This window comes from Haloarcula salinisoli (genome assembly GCF_019599405.1).
In the GTDB taxonomy this organism is placed as follows: Archaea; Halobacteriota; Halobacteria; order Halobacteriales; family Haloarculaceae; genus Haloarcula; species Haloarcula salinisoli.
This window is the reverse complement of sequence record NZ_RKLQ01000001.1, coordinates 988,469-1,004,469: the sequence shown is the minus strand read 5'-3', so window position 1 is coordinate 1,004,469 and position 16,001 is coordinate 988,469. Positions and strand designations below refer to the sequence as shown.

Annotated in this window: 16 protein-coding genes; 5 read left to right on the top strand and 11 right to left on the bottom strand. The window is 64.5% G+C overall.

Annotated elements, in window-relative coordinates:
* Positions 1–244: 244 nt before the first annotated feature.
* The gene (locus EGD98_RS05210) at positions 245–1,855 is read left to right on the top strand and encodes an alkaline phosphatase family protein (protein ID WP_220587290.1); all 1,611 of its coding nucleotides are present in this window, start codon (positions 245–247) and stop codon (positions 1,853–1,855) included.
* Here EGD98_RS05210 and EGD98_RS05205 read toward each other — a convergent pair.
* A complete protein-coding gene (locus tag EGD98_RS05205) occupies positions 1,852–3,240 on the bottom strand; it encodes a hypothetical protein (RefSeq protein ID WP_220587289.1) in 1,389 nt (462 codons plus the stop codon). The genes EGD98_RS05210 and EGD98_RS05205 overlap by 4 nt on opposite strands.
* 108 nt (positions 3,241–3,348) lie before the next feature.
* Positions 3,349–4,377 (bottom strand): glycosyltransferase family 2 protein, encoded by a 1,029-nt coding sequence (locus EGD98_RS05200; protein WP_413229574.1) that lies wholly within the window; start codon positions 4,375–4,377, stop codon positions 3,349–3,351.
* A 292-nt stretch (positions 4,378–4,669) separates the two neighbouring features.
* Here EGD98_RS05200 and EGD98_RS05195 point away from each other — a divergent pair, with 292 nt between their 5' ends.
* On the top strand, positions 4,670–5,779 hold the full coding sequence (locus tag EGD98_RS05195; RefSeq protein WP_220587287.1) for a Gfo/Idh/MocA family protein: 1,110 nt from the start codon (positions 4,670–4,672) through the stop codon (positions 5,777–5,779).
* A gap of 148 nt (positions 5,780–5,927) precedes the next feature.
* On the opposite strand, the gene EGD98_RS05190 is transcribed toward EGD98_RS05195, so the two are convergent.
* The gene (locus EGD98_RS05190) at positions 5,928–6,977 is read right to left on the bottom strand and encodes a DUF1616 domain-containing protein (protein WP_220587286.1); all 1,050 of its coding nucleotides are present in this window, start codon (positions 6,975–6,977) and stop codon (positions 5,928–5,930) included.
* Positions 6,978–7,215: 238 nt separating this feature from the next.
* Here EGD98_RS05190 and EGD98_RS05185 point away from each other — a divergent pair, with 238 nt between their 5' ends.
* A complete protein-coding gene (locus tag EGD98_RS05185; protein ID WP_220587285.1) occupies positions 7,216–8,217 on the top strand; it encodes a GNAT family N-acetyltransferase in 1,002 nt (333 codons plus the stop codon).
* Between the two features lie 70 nt (positions 8,218–8,287).
* On the opposite strand, the gene EGD98_RS05180 is transcribed toward EGD98_RS05185, so the two are convergent.
* Positions 8,288–8,632, bottom strand: coding sequence for a DUF7344 domain-containing protein (locus EGD98_RS05180; RefSeq protein ID WP_220587284.1), 345 nt, complete (start codon positions 8,630–8,632; stop codon positions 8,288–8,290).
* Between the two features lie 386 nt (positions 8,633–9,018).
* Between EGD98_RS05180 and EGD98_RS05175 the strand changes: the two genes are divergently transcribed.
* Complete coding sequence (locus EGD98_RS05175; protein ID WP_220587283.1) at positions 9,019–9,549, top strand: HTH domain-containing protein; 531 nt, start codon at positions 9,019–9,021, stop codon at positions 9,547–9,549.
* Between the two features lie 64 nt (positions 9,550–9,613).
* Here the strand turns inward: EGD98_RS05175 and EGD98_RS05170 are convergent, their stop codons facing one another.
* The 6 genes from EGD98_RS05170 to EGD98_RS05145 all read right to left on the bottom strand — a co-directional run bounded on the left by EGD98_RS05170 (position 9,614) and on the right by EGD98_RS05145 (position 14,811).
* Positions 9,614–9,970, bottom strand: a complete 357-nt coding sequence (locus tag EGD98_RS05170) for a DUF5658 family protein (protein WP_220587282.1) — start codon at positions 9,968–9,970, stop codon at positions 9,614–9,616.
* A 106-nt stretch (positions 9,971–10,076) separates the two neighbouring features.
* Positions 10,077–10,415 (bottom strand): HalOD1 output domain-containing protein, encoded by a 339-nt coding sequence (locus EGD98_RS05165; RefSeq protein ID WP_220587281.1) that lies wholly within the window; start codon positions 10,413–10,415, stop codon positions 10,077–10,079.
* Between the two features lie 505 nt (positions 10,416–10,920).
* The gene (locus EGD98_RS05160; RefSeq protein WP_220587280.1) at positions 10,921–11,445 is read right to left on the bottom strand and encodes a DUF7344 domain-containing protein; all 525 of its coding nucleotides are present in this window, start codon (positions 11,443–11,445) and stop codon (positions 10,921–10,923) included.
* A gap of 278 nt (positions 11,446–11,723) precedes the next feature.
* Complete coding sequence (locus tag EGD98_RS05155; protein ID WP_220587279.1) at positions 11,724–12,620, bottom strand: phosphoribosyltransferase HisG-related protein; 897 nt, start codon at positions 12,618–12,620, stop codon at positions 11,724–11,726.
* Positions 12,621–12,732: 112 nt separating this feature from the next.
* Complete coding sequence (locus EGD98_RS05150; protein ID WP_220587278.1) at positions 12,733–13,899, bottom strand: coiled-coil domain-containing protein; 1,167 nt, start codon at positions 13,897–13,899, stop codon at positions 12,733–12,735.
* An 81-nt stretch (positions 13,900–13,980) separates the two neighbouring features.
* Positions 13,981–14,811: an MBL fold metallo-hydrolase gene (locus EGD98_RS05145; protein ID WP_220587277.1), complete on the bottom strand. Its 831-nt coding sequence runs from the start codon at positions 14,809–14,811 to the stop codon at positions 13,981–13,983.
* Positions 14,812–14,981: 170 nt separating this feature from the next.
* Between EGD98_RS05145 and EGD98_RS05140 the strand changes: the two genes are divergently transcribed.
* The gene (locus EGD98_RS05140; protein WP_220587276.1) at positions 14,982–15,284 is read left to right on the top strand and encodes a hypothetical protein; all 303 of its coding nucleotides are present in this window, start codon (positions 14,982–14,984) and stop codon (positions 15,282–15,284) included.
* 199 nt (positions 15,285–15,483) lie between these two features.
* Here EGD98_RS05140 and EGD98_RS05135 read toward each other — a convergent pair whose 3' ends face one another.
* Positions 15,484–15,903, bottom strand: coding sequence for a hypothetical protein (locus tag EGD98_RS05135; RefSeq protein WP_220587275.1), 420 nt, complete (start codon positions 15,901–15,903; stop codon positions 15,484–15,486).
* Positions 15,904–16,001 lie beyond the last annotated feature (98 nt).

Here is a 16,001-nt window from a genome sequence, read left to right as displayed (position 1 = left end):
CAGAAAAGAGGTTCTGGCCACCTTGTCAGTAAGGTATGCCTAGTTGTGAGAAGCTGCTATCCAACTGTACACGGGGTACGTACCACTCCAACTTTTTCTAGTAGCGAGGTGTGAAAATTTAACGGTGCCGCCGGAACGCGAATAAAGTGTTAATATACTATACTGTCTCTCTGATTGGTGTTTCTCTATCTTCGTCGCGGTAAGTGTAAAATTACAAAACAGTATCGCCTCGGCGGTCGAACCGATGCGGACTCTGTTACTCGGACTCGACGGTGTGTCGTTACCGGTACTCGATTCGGTCATCGAGAGCGGTGTCGCGCCGACCATCGAGTCCCTGGTCGGTCGGAGCGCGACGGGACCGCTCACCTCACAGCTCCCGCCGTGGACGCCGAGCGCCTGGCCGTCGCTGTACACCGGTGTCAATCCGGGGAAACATGGAGTGTACGGCTTTCTCAAGTTCGACGGCTACGACCACGACGTCGTCGACGCGACGGACGTCCACGCACACGCGCTCTGGGAGCTGCTGGACCAGCGCGGCTACGGGAGTGTCGTCGTGAACGTCCCCGTCACAGCGCCGGCACGAGCCATCGACGGGGCGGTAATCCCGGGTTACATCTCGCCGGAAGACCCGCCGGGCCATCCGGAGGGGATACTGGGCGACGTTCGCGACGCGACGGGCGAGTACAGCGTCTACGGCCCGATGGACACGCCCGGAAAGGCGGCGTTACCGGCGATTCGGTCCCACGCCCGCTCACGCGGGGACGCCTTCGCCCACCTGGTCGACCGATTCGACCCCGACTTTGGCTTCCTGGAGTTCCAGCAGACTGACACCGTCTTCCACCGACGCCCAGAGGACCGGGAGGCCATCGAGTGCGTGTTCGGTGCGGTCGACGACGCCGTCGAGACGGCGCTGTCGGCGGCCGACCCCGACACCGTCGTCGTCGTCAGCGACCACGGCATCGGGGAGTACGACGGCTACGAGGTGCGGCTCAACGAGATACTGCGCGAGTGGGGCAACGTCAGCGCGACCGCCGAGGGCGAGGGGATGCCGTCCTGGGACGCCATCGCCAGAAAGCGTCTCCAGCAGGGCGAACGCGGCGGGACGCCCGACCCCGGAGTGGCCGAGCGCGCCGTGGCGATGCTTGCCCGACTGGGCCTGACCAGCCAGCGCATCGAACGCGTGCTCGAACCGCTGGGACTGGCCGAGCCGGTGGCGAAGCTGGCGCCCACCGACGCCGTTCGCGCCGGGACCGAACAGGTCGATTTCCCCGCCTCGACGGCCTATATGCGCGACCGCATCGAGCTGGGCGTCCGCCTCAATCTCGCGGGTCGGGAGCCAGCGGGCGTGGTGCCGGCCGCCGAGTACGATGCCGTTCGCGACCAGCTCGTAGCGCGGCTCCGCGAACTCACCGACCCGGACGGCCGCCCGGTGTTCGAGCGCGTCGCACCCCGGGAAGCCGTCTTCGATGGCCCGTACACGGAGGCAGCACCAGATGTCGTAGTCGTCCCGCGGGGCTTCGAGAACTTCCTCAACGGCTCCCTGCTTGGCGACCATTTCGGGACACCGCGGGAACCCTGGAACCACAAGCGCGACGGGCTGGTAGCTATCACCGGCCCGGACGTCGACACAGGTGGGTCCCTGTCTGATGCGCATCTGTTCGACGTCGCACCCACGGTGCTCTCGACGCTGGGGGTCGCCCGTCCGGAGCGGCTAGACGGACAGCCGCTCCCGGTCGTCTCGCCGTCACCAGTCGAGACGTATCCGCCCTACGAGGAGATGGACGGCGCCGCTGGCGCGGGCGAAGACGTCGCCGACCGGCTCGCTCACCTGGGCTACATCTCCGAGGACCGCTAGCGGTTCTTCGGGCAGGAACACGAGGACGAACTGGTCGCCGTGGACTCAAGCGAGAGATTGTCTCGTCTGACCGAGAGCCCGCCGGTGGCCAGCGGCTGGCCCGAGACAGAAATAGCGGAGCCCCGGACGGTGGTTCCGTCGCCACCGGAGACGGCGATGCCGTCACGCTCGTCTCCGTGCTGGCAGATACAGAGGTCCGAGAGCAAGGTGTCGCTGCGCTCGGAGATGCGGACGGCCGCGCCGCTGCTGGCCGACCCGTCGATGCGAACCGACTTGATCTGAATGGGATGGTCACGTACGTTCGACCGGTTGCCATTGGGCGGTTTTGCCCAGATCGCGGGGACGTCGTCGGCGTTGACAGTGATATGGGTGTTCCGGATGGTCGCGGCGTCGAGCCACTCGGCGCAGGTTATCGCCCCGTCGCTCGAGGTCACGGTATCGAAGACGAGTCGGCTGTTCTCGACGACGACGTCGCTGCCGCCTCTGAGCCGGATACCACGCATGTTCTCGACACCATCTCGGGCTTCGTCACAGCGGACGACCACCCCGCGAACGGTCGAGGGCCCGCTGACCCGGATGTTGGCGACGCCGTTGTTGCGATACTGGCCACCGACGACGTTGACCCGGCCCTTCGCGGGGGAGGCATAGAGGCCGTTGTCGGGGAAGCCATCGAAGCGGCAGTTCTGGAAGCGGAGCTCACCGACGTGGCTCTCGCCGACGTAACAGCCGGTGTTCTTGTACTCCGGGTCGCCGCCGTCGGGCATCCGGAGGTTCCAGACGACGCCGTGGCCGTCTTTCTCGGCGACGTCGAACCGCATCCCGTCCTGGTCTAGGTCCATCTCCCCGCGGACGGTGACGTTATCGATACGCATCCGGTCGGTGACGCGGCCGTTGATGGGGCGCGGGCCGGTATCGTCGGGCGTCAGGTCGAAGGTGAACCCGCCGACGAAGAGGTCGGCGACCGCCCCGTCGGTGCCCAGCCCGAACAGCGGTCCCGTGAACTCCTCGACGGTCGTGATTGTCGCCTCGGGCCCGTACAGGCCGAGGCGCTCGGCCCCCTCTGGGCCCCAGGTGTCGTCCATGAAGTAGGTCCCCTTCGGGAACCGGACGAGCGTGTTCGAGGTGTCGATATCCTCGAGCGTCGAGACGATGGACTCCTCACCGTCGGCGTCAGCGCCGGCCTCGGTGATATCGACGACAGAGTCGTACGCGTCGGTCTGGGGGCGGTCCCGGTCGGGCTCGGTGCCGTCGGTCTCGGGGGTGCCGACAGGGGAGGGCGTATCGACGTCGGGACCGTCCGTCCCGGGACACCCGGCGAGAGCACCGAGGAGGGCTACCCCACCGAGTCGCGAGAGATACTGTCGCCGTGTCCAATCAGGGGTCACATCCGGACAAACGGCGTCGCAGCTATTGTTATAGCCAGCGTGTGCATCCGACGGCACGGATAAGATGCTCCTGTGGTCCCAGACGAGGGGGAGTCCCCGGTCGTCTCTCTAGTCCTGTTCGACCGGTGTGGCGGGCGTCGACGCCGACTCGGTCGGCTCTGGTCGCTGCAGCGTCTCACGGCGGCGGCCGAGCGCGGCGTCGTGGTTCCGGTCGAGCGTCAGGGCGGCGACGAGACACAGCCCGGCAGTGAGCAGCACCACCGCAGCCCGCCCCAGTCCGCTCGTCCCCTCGCTGCGAACCGCTCGGTGGGCGGCGTACAGCGCACCCGCAGCGCTGGCCCCATAGAGCCCGACCATCGGGTGGGGGTCCGCCCGGACGTGTTTGCGCCAGAGTCGCCTGAGGAACCCCCTGAACAGCATCACCGAGACCTTCGGGACGTAGGAGCGGTAGTCGATGTGGCTCTCCTCCTCGCCGTAATTGGCCGGGCGAGGGACGTCCATCACGCGCAGGCCCGCGACGTTACATCTGACGAGCAGATCGTTACAGTAACCGTAGTACTCGTACATCTCCTCGATACCCGCCGTCTCCAGCGCGTGCAGGGAGATAGCGGTGTAGCCGTTCTGTGGGTCGCCGATGGTCCAGTAGCCGCTGGCGATTCTGGTGAGCCACGTCAGGATGCGGTTGCCGACGTAGCGAAAGCGGGGCATCCCCTCCCGGTGGTCGGCGTTCAGTAACCGGTTGCCCTTGACGTAGTCGGCCTCGTCGGCCACGATAGGGTCGATGACGCCCGCGAGTAACTCCGGCCGCATCTGTGCGTCACCGCCCATCACCGCCGTGACGTCGATTCGGTCGTCGCGGGCGGCGAGATAGCCGGTCTTGATGGCGCCGCCGACGCCCCGGTTTTCCTCGTGGCGGATCGGGACGACGCGACGGTCGAACTCGCCGCCAGACGGGCTCTCGGCGTTGATTCGTTTGGCTGTCGTACGTATCTCGGCCCACGTGTCGTCGGTCGAGCCGTCCTCGACCACGTACACGCGGTCGACGTAGTCGGGGACCGTCTCGATGACGCCCCCGACCAGGCCGGATTCGTTGTACGCCGGAACGACGACCGCGACCGTCGCACCGTCGTAGGTCACGCCCACACCTCGTGATACGGATTGGTGTAGCCGTGTTCCGGCAACCGCTGTTCCGGTACCACGAGACTCCAGCAATCCGTACGAACGCAGTTGGCGGCCATGCTCGGACAATTCGTGAACCTATTCGAGTATTGTTATATCCATCTTTCGTGTCAGTAGCAGTTTGACAGGGCAGAATTATCATTATTCCAATATTCTTGCAGCGACGAATTCCGACGGCGTCTCGGTAGCAATCAGCTACCCCCGGACATCTCGGGTATAACAATATATTCACACGCGGGGAGATGGGACGATGACACTGGAAACCGCGGTCGTCGGCGGCGGCGTGGTGTCCGATTACCACCTCTCGGGGCTACAGCAGTGTCCCGACACCGAACTTGTCGCCATCTGCGACCTGGACGAGTCACGAGCCAGGGAGAAAGCCACAGAGTACGACATCAACGCCTACGCCGATTTCGAGGGGATGTTGGCCCGGGAGTCGCTCGACTGGATACATCTCTGTACACCGGTCGGAACACACCTCGAACTGGCCCGGATGGCCATGGAGGACGGCATCCCCGTCCTGATAGAGAAACCAGTCACCGAGTCCGTCGCGGAGGCCGAGGAACTGGAACGGCTCGTCGAGGAACACGACGCCACCGTCTCGGTGGTCCACAACCACAACTTCTCGCCGGCCATGCGAAAGGCCCGCCAGCTCATCGAGGACGGCACCATCGGACGGCTGCGTTCCGTCGACCTGCTGTACGCCGGCGAGACGTTCCCCGACGACGTCCGTCGGGGCGCGTGGGCGTTCGAGCTCCCTGGCGGCGAGTTCGAGGAGGGGTTACCCCACCCGATATACATGGTGTTGAACCTCGGCGGCTACCCCGAAAGCACCGACTCGATTCAGGCGAGCACCTCGCTCGCCAACGAGTACACCCAGGAGTTCGACTACGACAGCGTCCAGTTCCAGTACACCACCGACGACGGCGTCCTCTGCAGCGGGACAGTGCTGGCCAGCGACGTCCCCCACAAGGTCATCCAGGTCCACGGCGACCGCGGGAGCATCGAGATAGACGTCGTCTCCCAGTCGGTGACGGTGCTGGACCGCGACTACCAGGCATCGCCGAAGGCCCGCGCGCTGGCCAACGTCGACCACATCCTCGGCCGTGTCCAGGGGACAGTCGAGAACCTCGTCGCCGTCGCTCGCCGCACCGTCGACGACGACTGGGACTCGGTCCGGAACCTGGACTCACACAGCTATCAGTTCGGCGAGGAAGTCAGGGCGATTCAGCGCGACGAGCCGACGGCAGTCCCGGTCACCGAGGGGACGTGGACGCTCCGTATCATCGAGGCCGTTCGCGCGGCAGCGACGGAGGCCGACGAAGAACAGACTGTCCCGCTGAGTACCGATAGCACGTGAGTACTGCCGGCCGAGCGATTGCGCGTCGACGCGACCGCTGTACCCGGCCGGGACGCGTCTGAGACCTGTCCGGATCACAGATACCGTCTGTCCGCACCGACCGCTCTGCTGATTCTCACAACCGGCCCGTGCTGACCGAGTCAGTTACTCACCCCTGGCCAGTACTGTTGCCAGTGGGCGTCTGTGGGTTCCTCGCCCCGTTCGGAAAGACGTCCAGGCGCAGATACAGCACGTCGTCTGCCGTCGACTGGGAGACGGTCTCGGGCACCGAGCCGCGGTAGACGAAGTACGTCAGTCTGAGGTCCTGGCCGGCAAAAGGCGGCACAACGGTGTGGTTCTGCGTCCAGGTCTCGTTGACGCCGAGGCGCTGGCGCCCCTGCCAGACCCGCTGGCCGGACTGGACGGTCCCGCCCTCGACCCGCTGGAGTCTGGTCACGACGGTGTAGTTTGCCGCCGTGTCGTGGTGGTTGGTCACACGAACGACCAGCGGGACCGACTCATCCTGAGAGACGTTGGCCGGGTAGCCACTCGCCACCGGCTCCCCGTTCTGGCCAGTGGTCAGCAGCGAGGCGCTCGTGTAGGACATCGACTGGGACGGACCGGCGATAGCGGCCGAGAACGCTCCCAGGGAGACGACGACCATGCAACAGAGCGCGACAGTGAGCAGCGTCGTCGTCGAATCGTCGGCGAGTGGGCGACCGGTACCGACGCCCTGAGCGACCCGCAACAGGTCGAACTGTTCCCGCTCGGGCAGCGCTAGCCGCCGGGCCGTCCCGACGACGGCCCCGACACCGACGATAGCCCAGACCGCCGCAAGTATCGACGACGTCGTCAGCGAGATGCCGACGGCGCCGTAGGCGACGGCCACGATAGGAAGCAAGAGCACGCTCACGCCGAAGGCAAGTGCCAGCCGTTCACGGACCAACACGCCATCGTGTGGCCGCGTCAGCGCGAGCACGCTGGTCGGCTGGCGCTCCTCGCGCTGTCGGGCCCGAGCCGGGAACAGCGCCGCGACGACGGTGTATCCGGGTGCGAACAGGACCAGCCCGACGCCGATGAGAAACTGGACGGTCGACCCCTCCCCAGTCTCGACGGCCGCGGTTGCGAAGGTCACGTACGCGAGGACGAGCACGAGGTCGATGGGGACGAGCGACAGTGTCGACCTGACCACGCGACGGGCCGTCTCGGACACGGTCACTGCAGTGTCACCTGGGTTCCAGGCCCAGCGCTGACCACAGACATAGTACGAGTTGGGGTATCGGGAGGCGTCGTTTTGTTATGGCTATCGTACCGGGAACCGGTGTCGGACAGGGGATATGGACCTGTTGGGCAGGTGTAGACGGTAAGACGACTATACTTACCGCCGGCCACAGCCAGGGTTCACCCGACAGATGCTAGTACACGAGCGCCGGATTCCGACAGCGCGGTGGCCGTAGATGGCCCTGGAGATAACCGAGCTCGCCCGCAACGAGGCGGCCACATGGAACGACGCACTGGGACGAACGCGAGAGCGGACGCCGTTCCACCGATTCGAGGCCCTGGAGGTGTTCGCCGACTACGCCGGTGCCGAGCTCCACCCGCTACTGGCCTACAAGGGGAACGAGCCGGTCGGGCTCTTTCCGTTCTTCACGCTCCAGAAGGGACCGATAACGGCGGCCTTTTCGCCGCCACCGGAGCTGAAGGTGAGCTATCTCGGTCCGGTCGTCATCGCACAGCCGGGCATGAAACCACACAGCACGGAGAAGCGTCGGCGGCGACTCGTCGACGGCTGTCTCGACTGGCTGGACACCGAGTACGACCCGGAGTACGTCCACGTCCGCACCGCGATGAGTTCGCCCGACGTCCGCCCGTTCGGCTGGGCGACGTTCGATGAGACCCCCCGATTTACGTACGTCGTCGACCTCGACGCCGAGCCCGACAGCCTGCGTGACCGGTTCAGTCGCGACGCGCGCTCGAACGTCCGCGACGCGGCGGAGGCCTGTACGGTCGAGGAATCCGGCGCCGAGACGGCGCGCCGGGTCATCACGCAGGTCCAGAACCGGCACGAGGAACAGGACCTCGACTTCCCGCTTTCCGCCGACTTCGTCGGGGACCTCTACGGGGCGCTCCCCGAGGGCTACCTCCGCCCATACGCCTGTCGCGTGGCGGGTGAGTTCGTCGGGGGCTCGCTGATACTGGACGACGGCGAGCGGGTGTACAACTGGCAGGGGACGGTCAAACAGGACCTCGACTACGACGTGAACGACCTGCTACACTGGGAGGTGCTGCGGGCGGCGGCCGAGCGGGGCCACAGCGCCTACGACCTGGTCGGCGCGAACGACCCGCGGCTCTCCCGGTACAAGTCGAAGTTCGCTCCCACCCTCCGGACGTATCACTCGCTCGAACGGAGTTCGACAGGTCTGGGTACCGCGGCACGGCTCTACCGACAGCTCTCGTGATAGCCAGTCGGGACGACAGAACGCTCGGGACAGCGAGCCGGGCCGACAGAGGGCAGCCAGTCGCCGGTCGTTACCGGCCCGTCGCATCGAGGAGCCGGTCGAGCCGGCCATCGCCGGTACACTCGACGACGTTTTGCTGTGGATCGTATTCGACGATATCGGCGGCGTCGAGTTTCGGCAGGTGGACGTGGCGGAGGAACAGACACACCCGGTGGGCCGGGCGCGCACCGAGGTCTGCTCCCTGTTCGGTCTGTGTTATCGCTGTCGCCAGGGATTCGAGCGTATGCACGTCGTCAGCGGATGTCGCCAGCAGTTCGAGCAGCGTCTGACGACGCTTCGAGGCCAGCAACTCCAGTTGTTCGGCCTGGGATTGCGCTGTCGTCTCGGCCACACCGTCGGGGTCGTCTGTCACCATGGTTTGGAATCCAGAGAGGCGCGTTCGGTCACCACAACCGGAGACGTGTGATTAGTTATGGTGCGCTTTCGGCCTGTGAAACCGCCCCGTCGAATTACCGGCCTGTCGTGTGGAAGAGCTTACCGAGACTAACCACGGAGTAACAATTATACAGGAGTCTGTGGGTCTTATCGCGGGGAGAGCACCCATCCGCACGTACTGGCCACCGGTCCATCCCTTGCCAACTCACCCACCCCACCCCCACCTAGGCCATACACGACGGCGGCCGTCGTCGTCCGGTCTGCGTTGTTGCTCTCCCCCAATTTCCGTAGACAGCCGGTAAGATGCTTCTATCCGTCGAAAGCGACCTGTCCGTTTATCACCACTGTAGAGCCATCGCTACACAGATGAGAGCAGACGACGCCACCGACCCGACGCTCGATGCACTGTTGCCACCGACAGACAGCGACCTCACGGCGACTGTCTTCGTTCACTCTCTGGGCCCGGCCGAGTGCAAGTCAGACCAGGACCAGCTGGTGACGGAGTTAGCGAGTCTCACCGAGCGAAGCGTCCTCGACGATCTCGACCTGGTCGTCTGGGGCAACAGCATCTGTACGGCCAGCCCGCTCACCGAAGTCGGGAACGGCCAGCGAATCCTCGACGCCATCGGTGAGTTCTACGACCTGGCAGCGAACAGCGAGCTCTCCATCGCCCCGTTTTTCAACGTCTCGACGGTGACGACGGAGTACAACCCCGACGCGTTCAGTCGCATCGTCCCACCGTCACGGGCGGTCGCTATCTACGAAGCGGGTGAGCTGGCAGCCGTCTTCCCGTGTCTCCTCGATGGAACCGCCTACACGCCCGAGAACCTCGTCTCGCATCTGGCACGGGAGCGGACGGGGGAGACCGGAGCGGTCGTCCTCGACGAGTCGGTCTGACCGGCAGGTCGTTCCCCGTAGACCGCTCGAAACGTCCCGTCGACCTGCGATGTCGCCGGCCGTCTCACGGGCAGTCGGCTGCGTGTTGCGCGAGGAGCAATCCGTTGTGCGAGACGGCGAACAGCTGTGGTGCAAAAAAGGCGACCAGCGCCGCGCGACGGAACAGCGGACGCACCGTCCGATAGACAGCAAACAGCACGGCCAGGGCGGCCAGTTTCAGTCCGATTAGTCCGGCGTGCCCGGCGACATCGATGAACGCTCGCGCGATTGGATTCGCCTCGGTGAAACACAGCGACAGTCCTGCGAACGTCAGCACCACGTCGCCGGCCGCGGCCGCGAGGACCAGCACCCACAGCAGATAGTCACACCGGAGCCTGGTGTCTGCGACGTACACCGCATCCTCGCTGAGCAACTGGTACACGCCGACGCAGACGCCGGGGACGATAATCGTAACCGAGTGCGTAACCGGGAGATTCAGCGGAGAACAGCACTGACCTGGGACCGGTGGGTCGGTGACGGCCCTGGAGTCATTCGGGCGGCGTGATTTCGATGCGACGGGTCCCGGTGACGACGACTTCGAACCCGTCGATATGCATCGTCACACAGAGCTGGTCCGAACCGGATGCGACGAGACGGTCCAGCGCGTCGGGGTCGACCGAGCAGTATAGCGGGTCGAGCTCCGTCGGTTCGCAGTGACGAACGGTGGCGAGCGCCTCCATAACCGCGAGGCTCGCCGGCTCCGTATCGAACATCCCGACGTACGTGTCTGTCTTCGGGTCGTACGTCGGACCGTCTTCTGTCACGCGCTCGGCCCCCTCTAAGCTGGGTCTCCCACCGAGTGCGTGCCACGGGTCCGGACCACTCATTTGTACTATCGGAATGATAAATTCAGCCACTGTTAAAATTTCCGGTAGTTTCTGCCGCTCCGGTCGGTTCAGCACGGTCCCGACAGCTGGGGACGGTCACGTGGTCGAGACCGGCGCCGCCGACGGTCGCTACGCTGTAACCCCATCGGAACGACACACTCCGGCCGGCGGTTATCCACCGTATACCTGGCCGCTAACCGGGTTTGGGGCCCGCAAGCGGGTGACTGCAGCGCTCTCGGGACCCTGTCGTTTGCGACCGTAGTATAGCCTTCATTCCGGTTGCTATGAACTCAATTACTAACCGCTCCCCTGCAGAGCACACCTATGATGCCAGAACACATCACTGAGAGCGAGCTCGAGCGGATGACGGAATTTGCGAACACGCCGACGTATCTGCGAACGCCCGAGCAACTGTTGCCCGAAGACGCAGACTGAGACGGACTGTTGTGGTCTGGGTCGGTCCGGTCGCACCAATCGAACAGACGCTTCAGCAGTCCGTATACTCTCACTCGCGAAACTCCGCAGGGGGCGACTGCTGGCGCCACTCGTACACCACGTGGACGGTAGTCAGGAGTACGAACGCGGCGATGATTCCCACGGCGAGGGCGACCTGTGGGATAGCCAGCCCGGCCACCGACACCACGACCAGGAGCGTACTCAACACCGCCAGCCCGAAGTAGTAGATGTACCAGGCCGGTTCCTGGCGCTGTTCGCCCAGTAGTGGGTCTATTTCGCTGGCTTTCGCGGCGATAGAGACGTCACCGGACTCCTCGTCGTAGTTGACGAGTCCGGACTCGGCCAGTTTCGGGAGATGCGTCTGGTACAGCGAGACGTAGACGCGCTTTCGCTGCTGGGTCGATAGCTCTTCGACGGTCGTATCGTTCTCCCAGGCAGCGACGTGCTCGGCCAGGTCGGTCAGCTGAATCGGGTTCGGCTCCGTCCGCAGGAAATAGAGCACGTACCGTCTCCGGGGACTACTGAGTATGTCGAAGATGCGATCGCGTGTGAGTTCGGTGTTGTTTTGATCCATCGCATACGTCGCCGTGGTTGCTGGTGGAGCGGTTCATCAGCCGATTGACAGCCACGTTACGAGCAAACCGAGCGCCGGGTACCCATTTGTTACAGCGTCGTTACCCGACAGACGGCGGGAGTTACCGGCGTCGTAGGTCCCAATAACGGAGTCCTCGACTGCGTGGCGACGGCGCGAGCGAACTGATAGATAGCGACAGCCAAAATAGTTCGACACCGGTTTGCCGGGGACGACGGTCCACGGTCGCGTCGCGGCCGGCCGACAGGGGCGGCCTACTCTCAGAGCGACTGGAGTGCGGTCGCTTCGGGTTCGGTGAACAGCTCCGCGACCTGTTCGGTCACCGGGGTTCGCTCGGAACGGTTCTCCAGCAGGACGGTCTCGCTGGGGAAGAGTCGGTCGCCCAGTTCGAGGTCGTGGTCCCGGGCGGTCGACCCGGTAACCGTGAGGTAGACGCCGAATCCGGTGTCGGCGATAGCCGCTTCTTCTTCCTGCCCGTTCTCGGGGTAGGTGAAGGTGATATCGTCCAGCGCGGCCGTCCCGATGACGGCTTCGATGAGCCGTTCGTACCGCGGGGAGATACAGAGTTCGCCCGCGTAGTTCCGAACGAACTCCCGGTCGAGGGGCCGGTCCTGGCTATCGACGACGGTCGGCGTCGCCAGCAGCGTGTGGTAGACCGTATCACCGAGCCCGGTCGCCACCCGGACGTCGGTGTCCAGCGGGTCGATGCGGTCGTTTATCTCGTCGATAGTCCGCAGGGGGTCGTCCTGCAGTTCGACGACCTCCTCCAACACGAGGTCCGCGCTGTCAAAGCCCAGCGCGAACTCGTGGGTCCGCAGGGCCCGGAACGGCTCTTCCCGACCGACGAGTTGCACGTCGCCGCGGTCGGTCGGGACGGTGACGCTGTCGAAGACGACCCGTCGAGGCATCCCGTCGCGGTCGTCCCGCAACAGCGTGAACTCGGGTCGAGTCGGGTCCTCGATGTCGGAGTAGTCGGCGATACGACCGTAGATATCCTCGTCGGCGGACTGGTTCCCCTTCGTCAGGTCCTTCTCGTAGCGAAGCGTCGAGATGATCTCGTCGGCCAGCTCGGTGGTCCCGGTCCGGGCTGCGAGACGCTCCAGCACGGCTTCGAGAGGCCGACCTTTGCGGGGGACGGCCACTCTGGTCGTCGTCATTACCCCACTCAATCGTCGGCGCGGATAAAACGAGTTCGGTTACACTGCCGGCTGTAAGTTCGTAAAGATATTCGCCACCGCGAATTACTTCAGTTTGTTACAGCTGGCAGTATTACTCGCCGCCGCCGATGACCGAGGAGAGCTGCTCGCGCCACTCCTTGAGCTGCACGATGTCGTCCTCGACCGTCGAGAGCCGGTCGTCCAGCTCCCCGTCGCCGATTTCCTCCCGGACGTCCTCGATTTCCGCTTCGAGGTCGTCCAGCTCGCCCTCGACGGCGTCGACGGAGCCCTCGACGTCTTCGAGGCCATCCTCGAGCGAGTCGACGCTCCCACCGAGCTCGTCTATCTCGTCAGTGGCGGCCTCGGCAGCCGATTTGGCGCTCTCTATCTCCGATTCGAAGGAGTCGAGCTGGCTCTCGAAGCTGTCGAGCCGTTCGCCGTACTCCTCGATTATCTCGTCACCGGTGCCGTTCTCGGCGAGGAACTCCTCGAGCGCGTCCGTGTACGCGCGCAGGTCCGCGATGTCGTTCTGGATGCGGTTGATTCGGGCCGTGTTGACGCCGCCCTCCGGGTCGCTGTCCTGGGAGACCGCGTCGAGGGCTCGCTTGAGGAGTTTGACGTCCTGTGCCGAGACGTTGTTCTGCCGAATCTCGTTGGCCATCGCCGCGACGACGTTGCCCGTCGCTGGCGCCTCGCCGTCGGCAGCCGCCCCGCCGTCCTCTGTGTCCTCGCCGTCGGCACTGGCTTCGCCGTCGGCGGCCGGTTCCCCCTCGTTGTTGGGGTCTTTCAGATTCAGCGTCTCGATGTCCTCGTCCTCCTCGTCCTCGAGCCCGGGCACGCTGTCGGATTCGCCCGCGATGACATCTTTGACAGCGTCGTTGTCACCGCCCACGAGGTCTTCTTCGGACTCGTCCAGCGGCGGGTCGACGCTCTCGATTGTCGGTTCCGTGAGGAACTTCTCGACGTCGTCGGTACCGGTGGCCCGGATGCCGTACACCGTGGTGTAGTCGCTGTCGGCCTCGATCTCCTTCTCGAAGGTTATCTGGTCGTCGTTGATATCCCAGAACTCGGAGCCGTACTCGGGGTGAAAGCCCAGGTCCTCGACGGCCACGTCGTCCGGGACCGTATCGACTAGCCGGAGATTGACGGTTTCGGAGCGTTTCGACACGACGTTGAACGCGATAGCGGGAACGGGGAACTCGTCGGCCTCGAATCGCTTGGTGACACTGACCCCATCCGAGGCGACAGTAATCGCCTCATACGCTTGCGAATCACTCATGTATGCTATTCCATACCCCTCGAGTAATAAAGGTACTCCGACGCCGTCAGATTGTGAGTGGACACTCGAATCGGCGACCGATTAGAGGTCGACGCGGTCGCCGATCTCGACGATCTGTAGCGTCTCCGGATAGTCGAAGCTCGCTGCGTGGTTGTGCAGCACCGTCGGCTCCGTAGTCATCCCCTTCCACATGTCCCAGTGGGTCGGCAACAGGGTGTCGAGCTCCAGTTCGTTGGCCGCCTCGATTATCATGTTCTCGTCGTTGTACCACTTGGTCCGTTTTGGCTCACGGGTCTCCGAGTCCGGAATCATCCCCACCGTGCCAAACGCCAGTACGCCGAGGTCGATGTCGTATCGCTCACCCACCGGCTCGAACGCGCCGGGCCGTGCGTCGCCGCCGTGGAAGAACGTGCCCGACTCGTGCTCGAAGACGAAGGAGACGGGGTGGTCGGCGTCGGGGTCGTTGGCCGGCTCGACGTGGACGGTCAGGTCGCCGAGTTCGAGTCGGTCGCCCTCCTCGATCTCTTCGAGCTGGTCGTCGGTGACCGACCAGTTCCCTTTCCAGTCCTCCTCGTTGATGACCTCGTGACCGCTGTCGGTCGTGTAGTAGGTGGCGCCCGTCGCCGCGAGGATGGGCGCCTGCGAGGGGCCGTGGACGTGGTCGGTGTGCTCGTGAGTCCCCAGGACGGCGTCGGCCTCCGTGACGTCGGAGGGCTCGAACGGCACCGGCACCATCCGCACCGTCCGGGGCGGGTCGCCGATGCCCAGATACGGGTCGATAAAGACCGTCGTACCGCCGCTGGACTTGACGATGAAGCCGTTACAGCCCAGATACCAGATCGCCAGTCCGTCGGGGTCGGCGTCTTCGACCGCGCGCAGGAGCCAATCGCCCCAGTCGGATTCGACTGTCATGGCGAACTCTGCGCAGGGTGGCGGCTAAGGCCTTACGACCGACGAGGCCGTCCCCCGACGCCGTGGGTCCGCTCGTCGGCGTGAAACACGAGCCGCTGGTCCGTGAACCGGCCGGGAGATTCTGTCGTCGAGTCGACACCACTTTGACTAACCCCACAGGTATGTCGTGCATGCTCCGCACGTTCCTCCCCGTGCTCGCGAAACAAGCCCGCCAGTTCGGTCCCGACGAGGAAGTCCCGATCAGACGAATCGCGCGTTACGCCTGCTACGCCCTCGTCGTCGTCGCCGGCGGTCTCGTCGTCGCCACCGTAGTCGGTGAACTGTTGCTGGTGTTTCGCGTTCTGATGTACACCGTCGGCGAGGGATTCGCCCGGACGTACGTCGATTTGGTGTTTCTGATCCAGCGCGGTATCAGCGCCTTTGCCGCCCTCGTTGCGCTGGGCGTGTTCATGACGCAGTTCGAGAGTCGGTAGCGGTCGCGGCGCTGAGCGACGGCAGTTCGCTGGGTATCGAACGGAGAAGACAGAGTCAGTACTGACAGCAGCCGCCGGCCTTCTCGGCGAGGTCGCCCGCGAACTGTTCGACGTGGACCCAGTCTCTGTCGTCGGCGGTGTCGGACACGGTACTGGGAGTTGCCACGAGCCAACCCTGTGTGGCGATACTGGGACCGCTTCACGAGGCCGTCTGGGCGCGACCAATGATAGTCAGCAGGGAGAGAAGCAGGACCATCGGGACGTGACAGACGATAATGGCCGTGAGGACGTACCGAAGCTGGGCCCCCCACTCGAATCGGGTCGCGAGTTCCGGAACGGCCCACCACGAGACAGCTGCGAGGACGAACGCCAGGTCGACGAAGACGGAGTAGACGTCGGTAACGTCGAAAAAGAAGTTGGTGTAGCGCTCGACCCCTTCGCTGATGAAAAACAGCGACGTGACGAGGACCAACGCTACCATGCCGACAGTCGCCAGCAGGGCGATGTCCGTGACCAGCGTGGACAGGCCCCGATTCAGGTAGAGAAACGGGGGCAGGGATAGGAGGAGGTAGCAACTCACGAAGGTCGTGATATCCCTGACCGGCCTCGCCCCCACCATACTCTCGAATCGTTAGGTAGCTGTGTTCTCTATGCGTATATGCCTTCTCGCCTGCCAGCAGTGCAGACAGCTAGCTCCCCAGTAGTCAGTGTTACGGG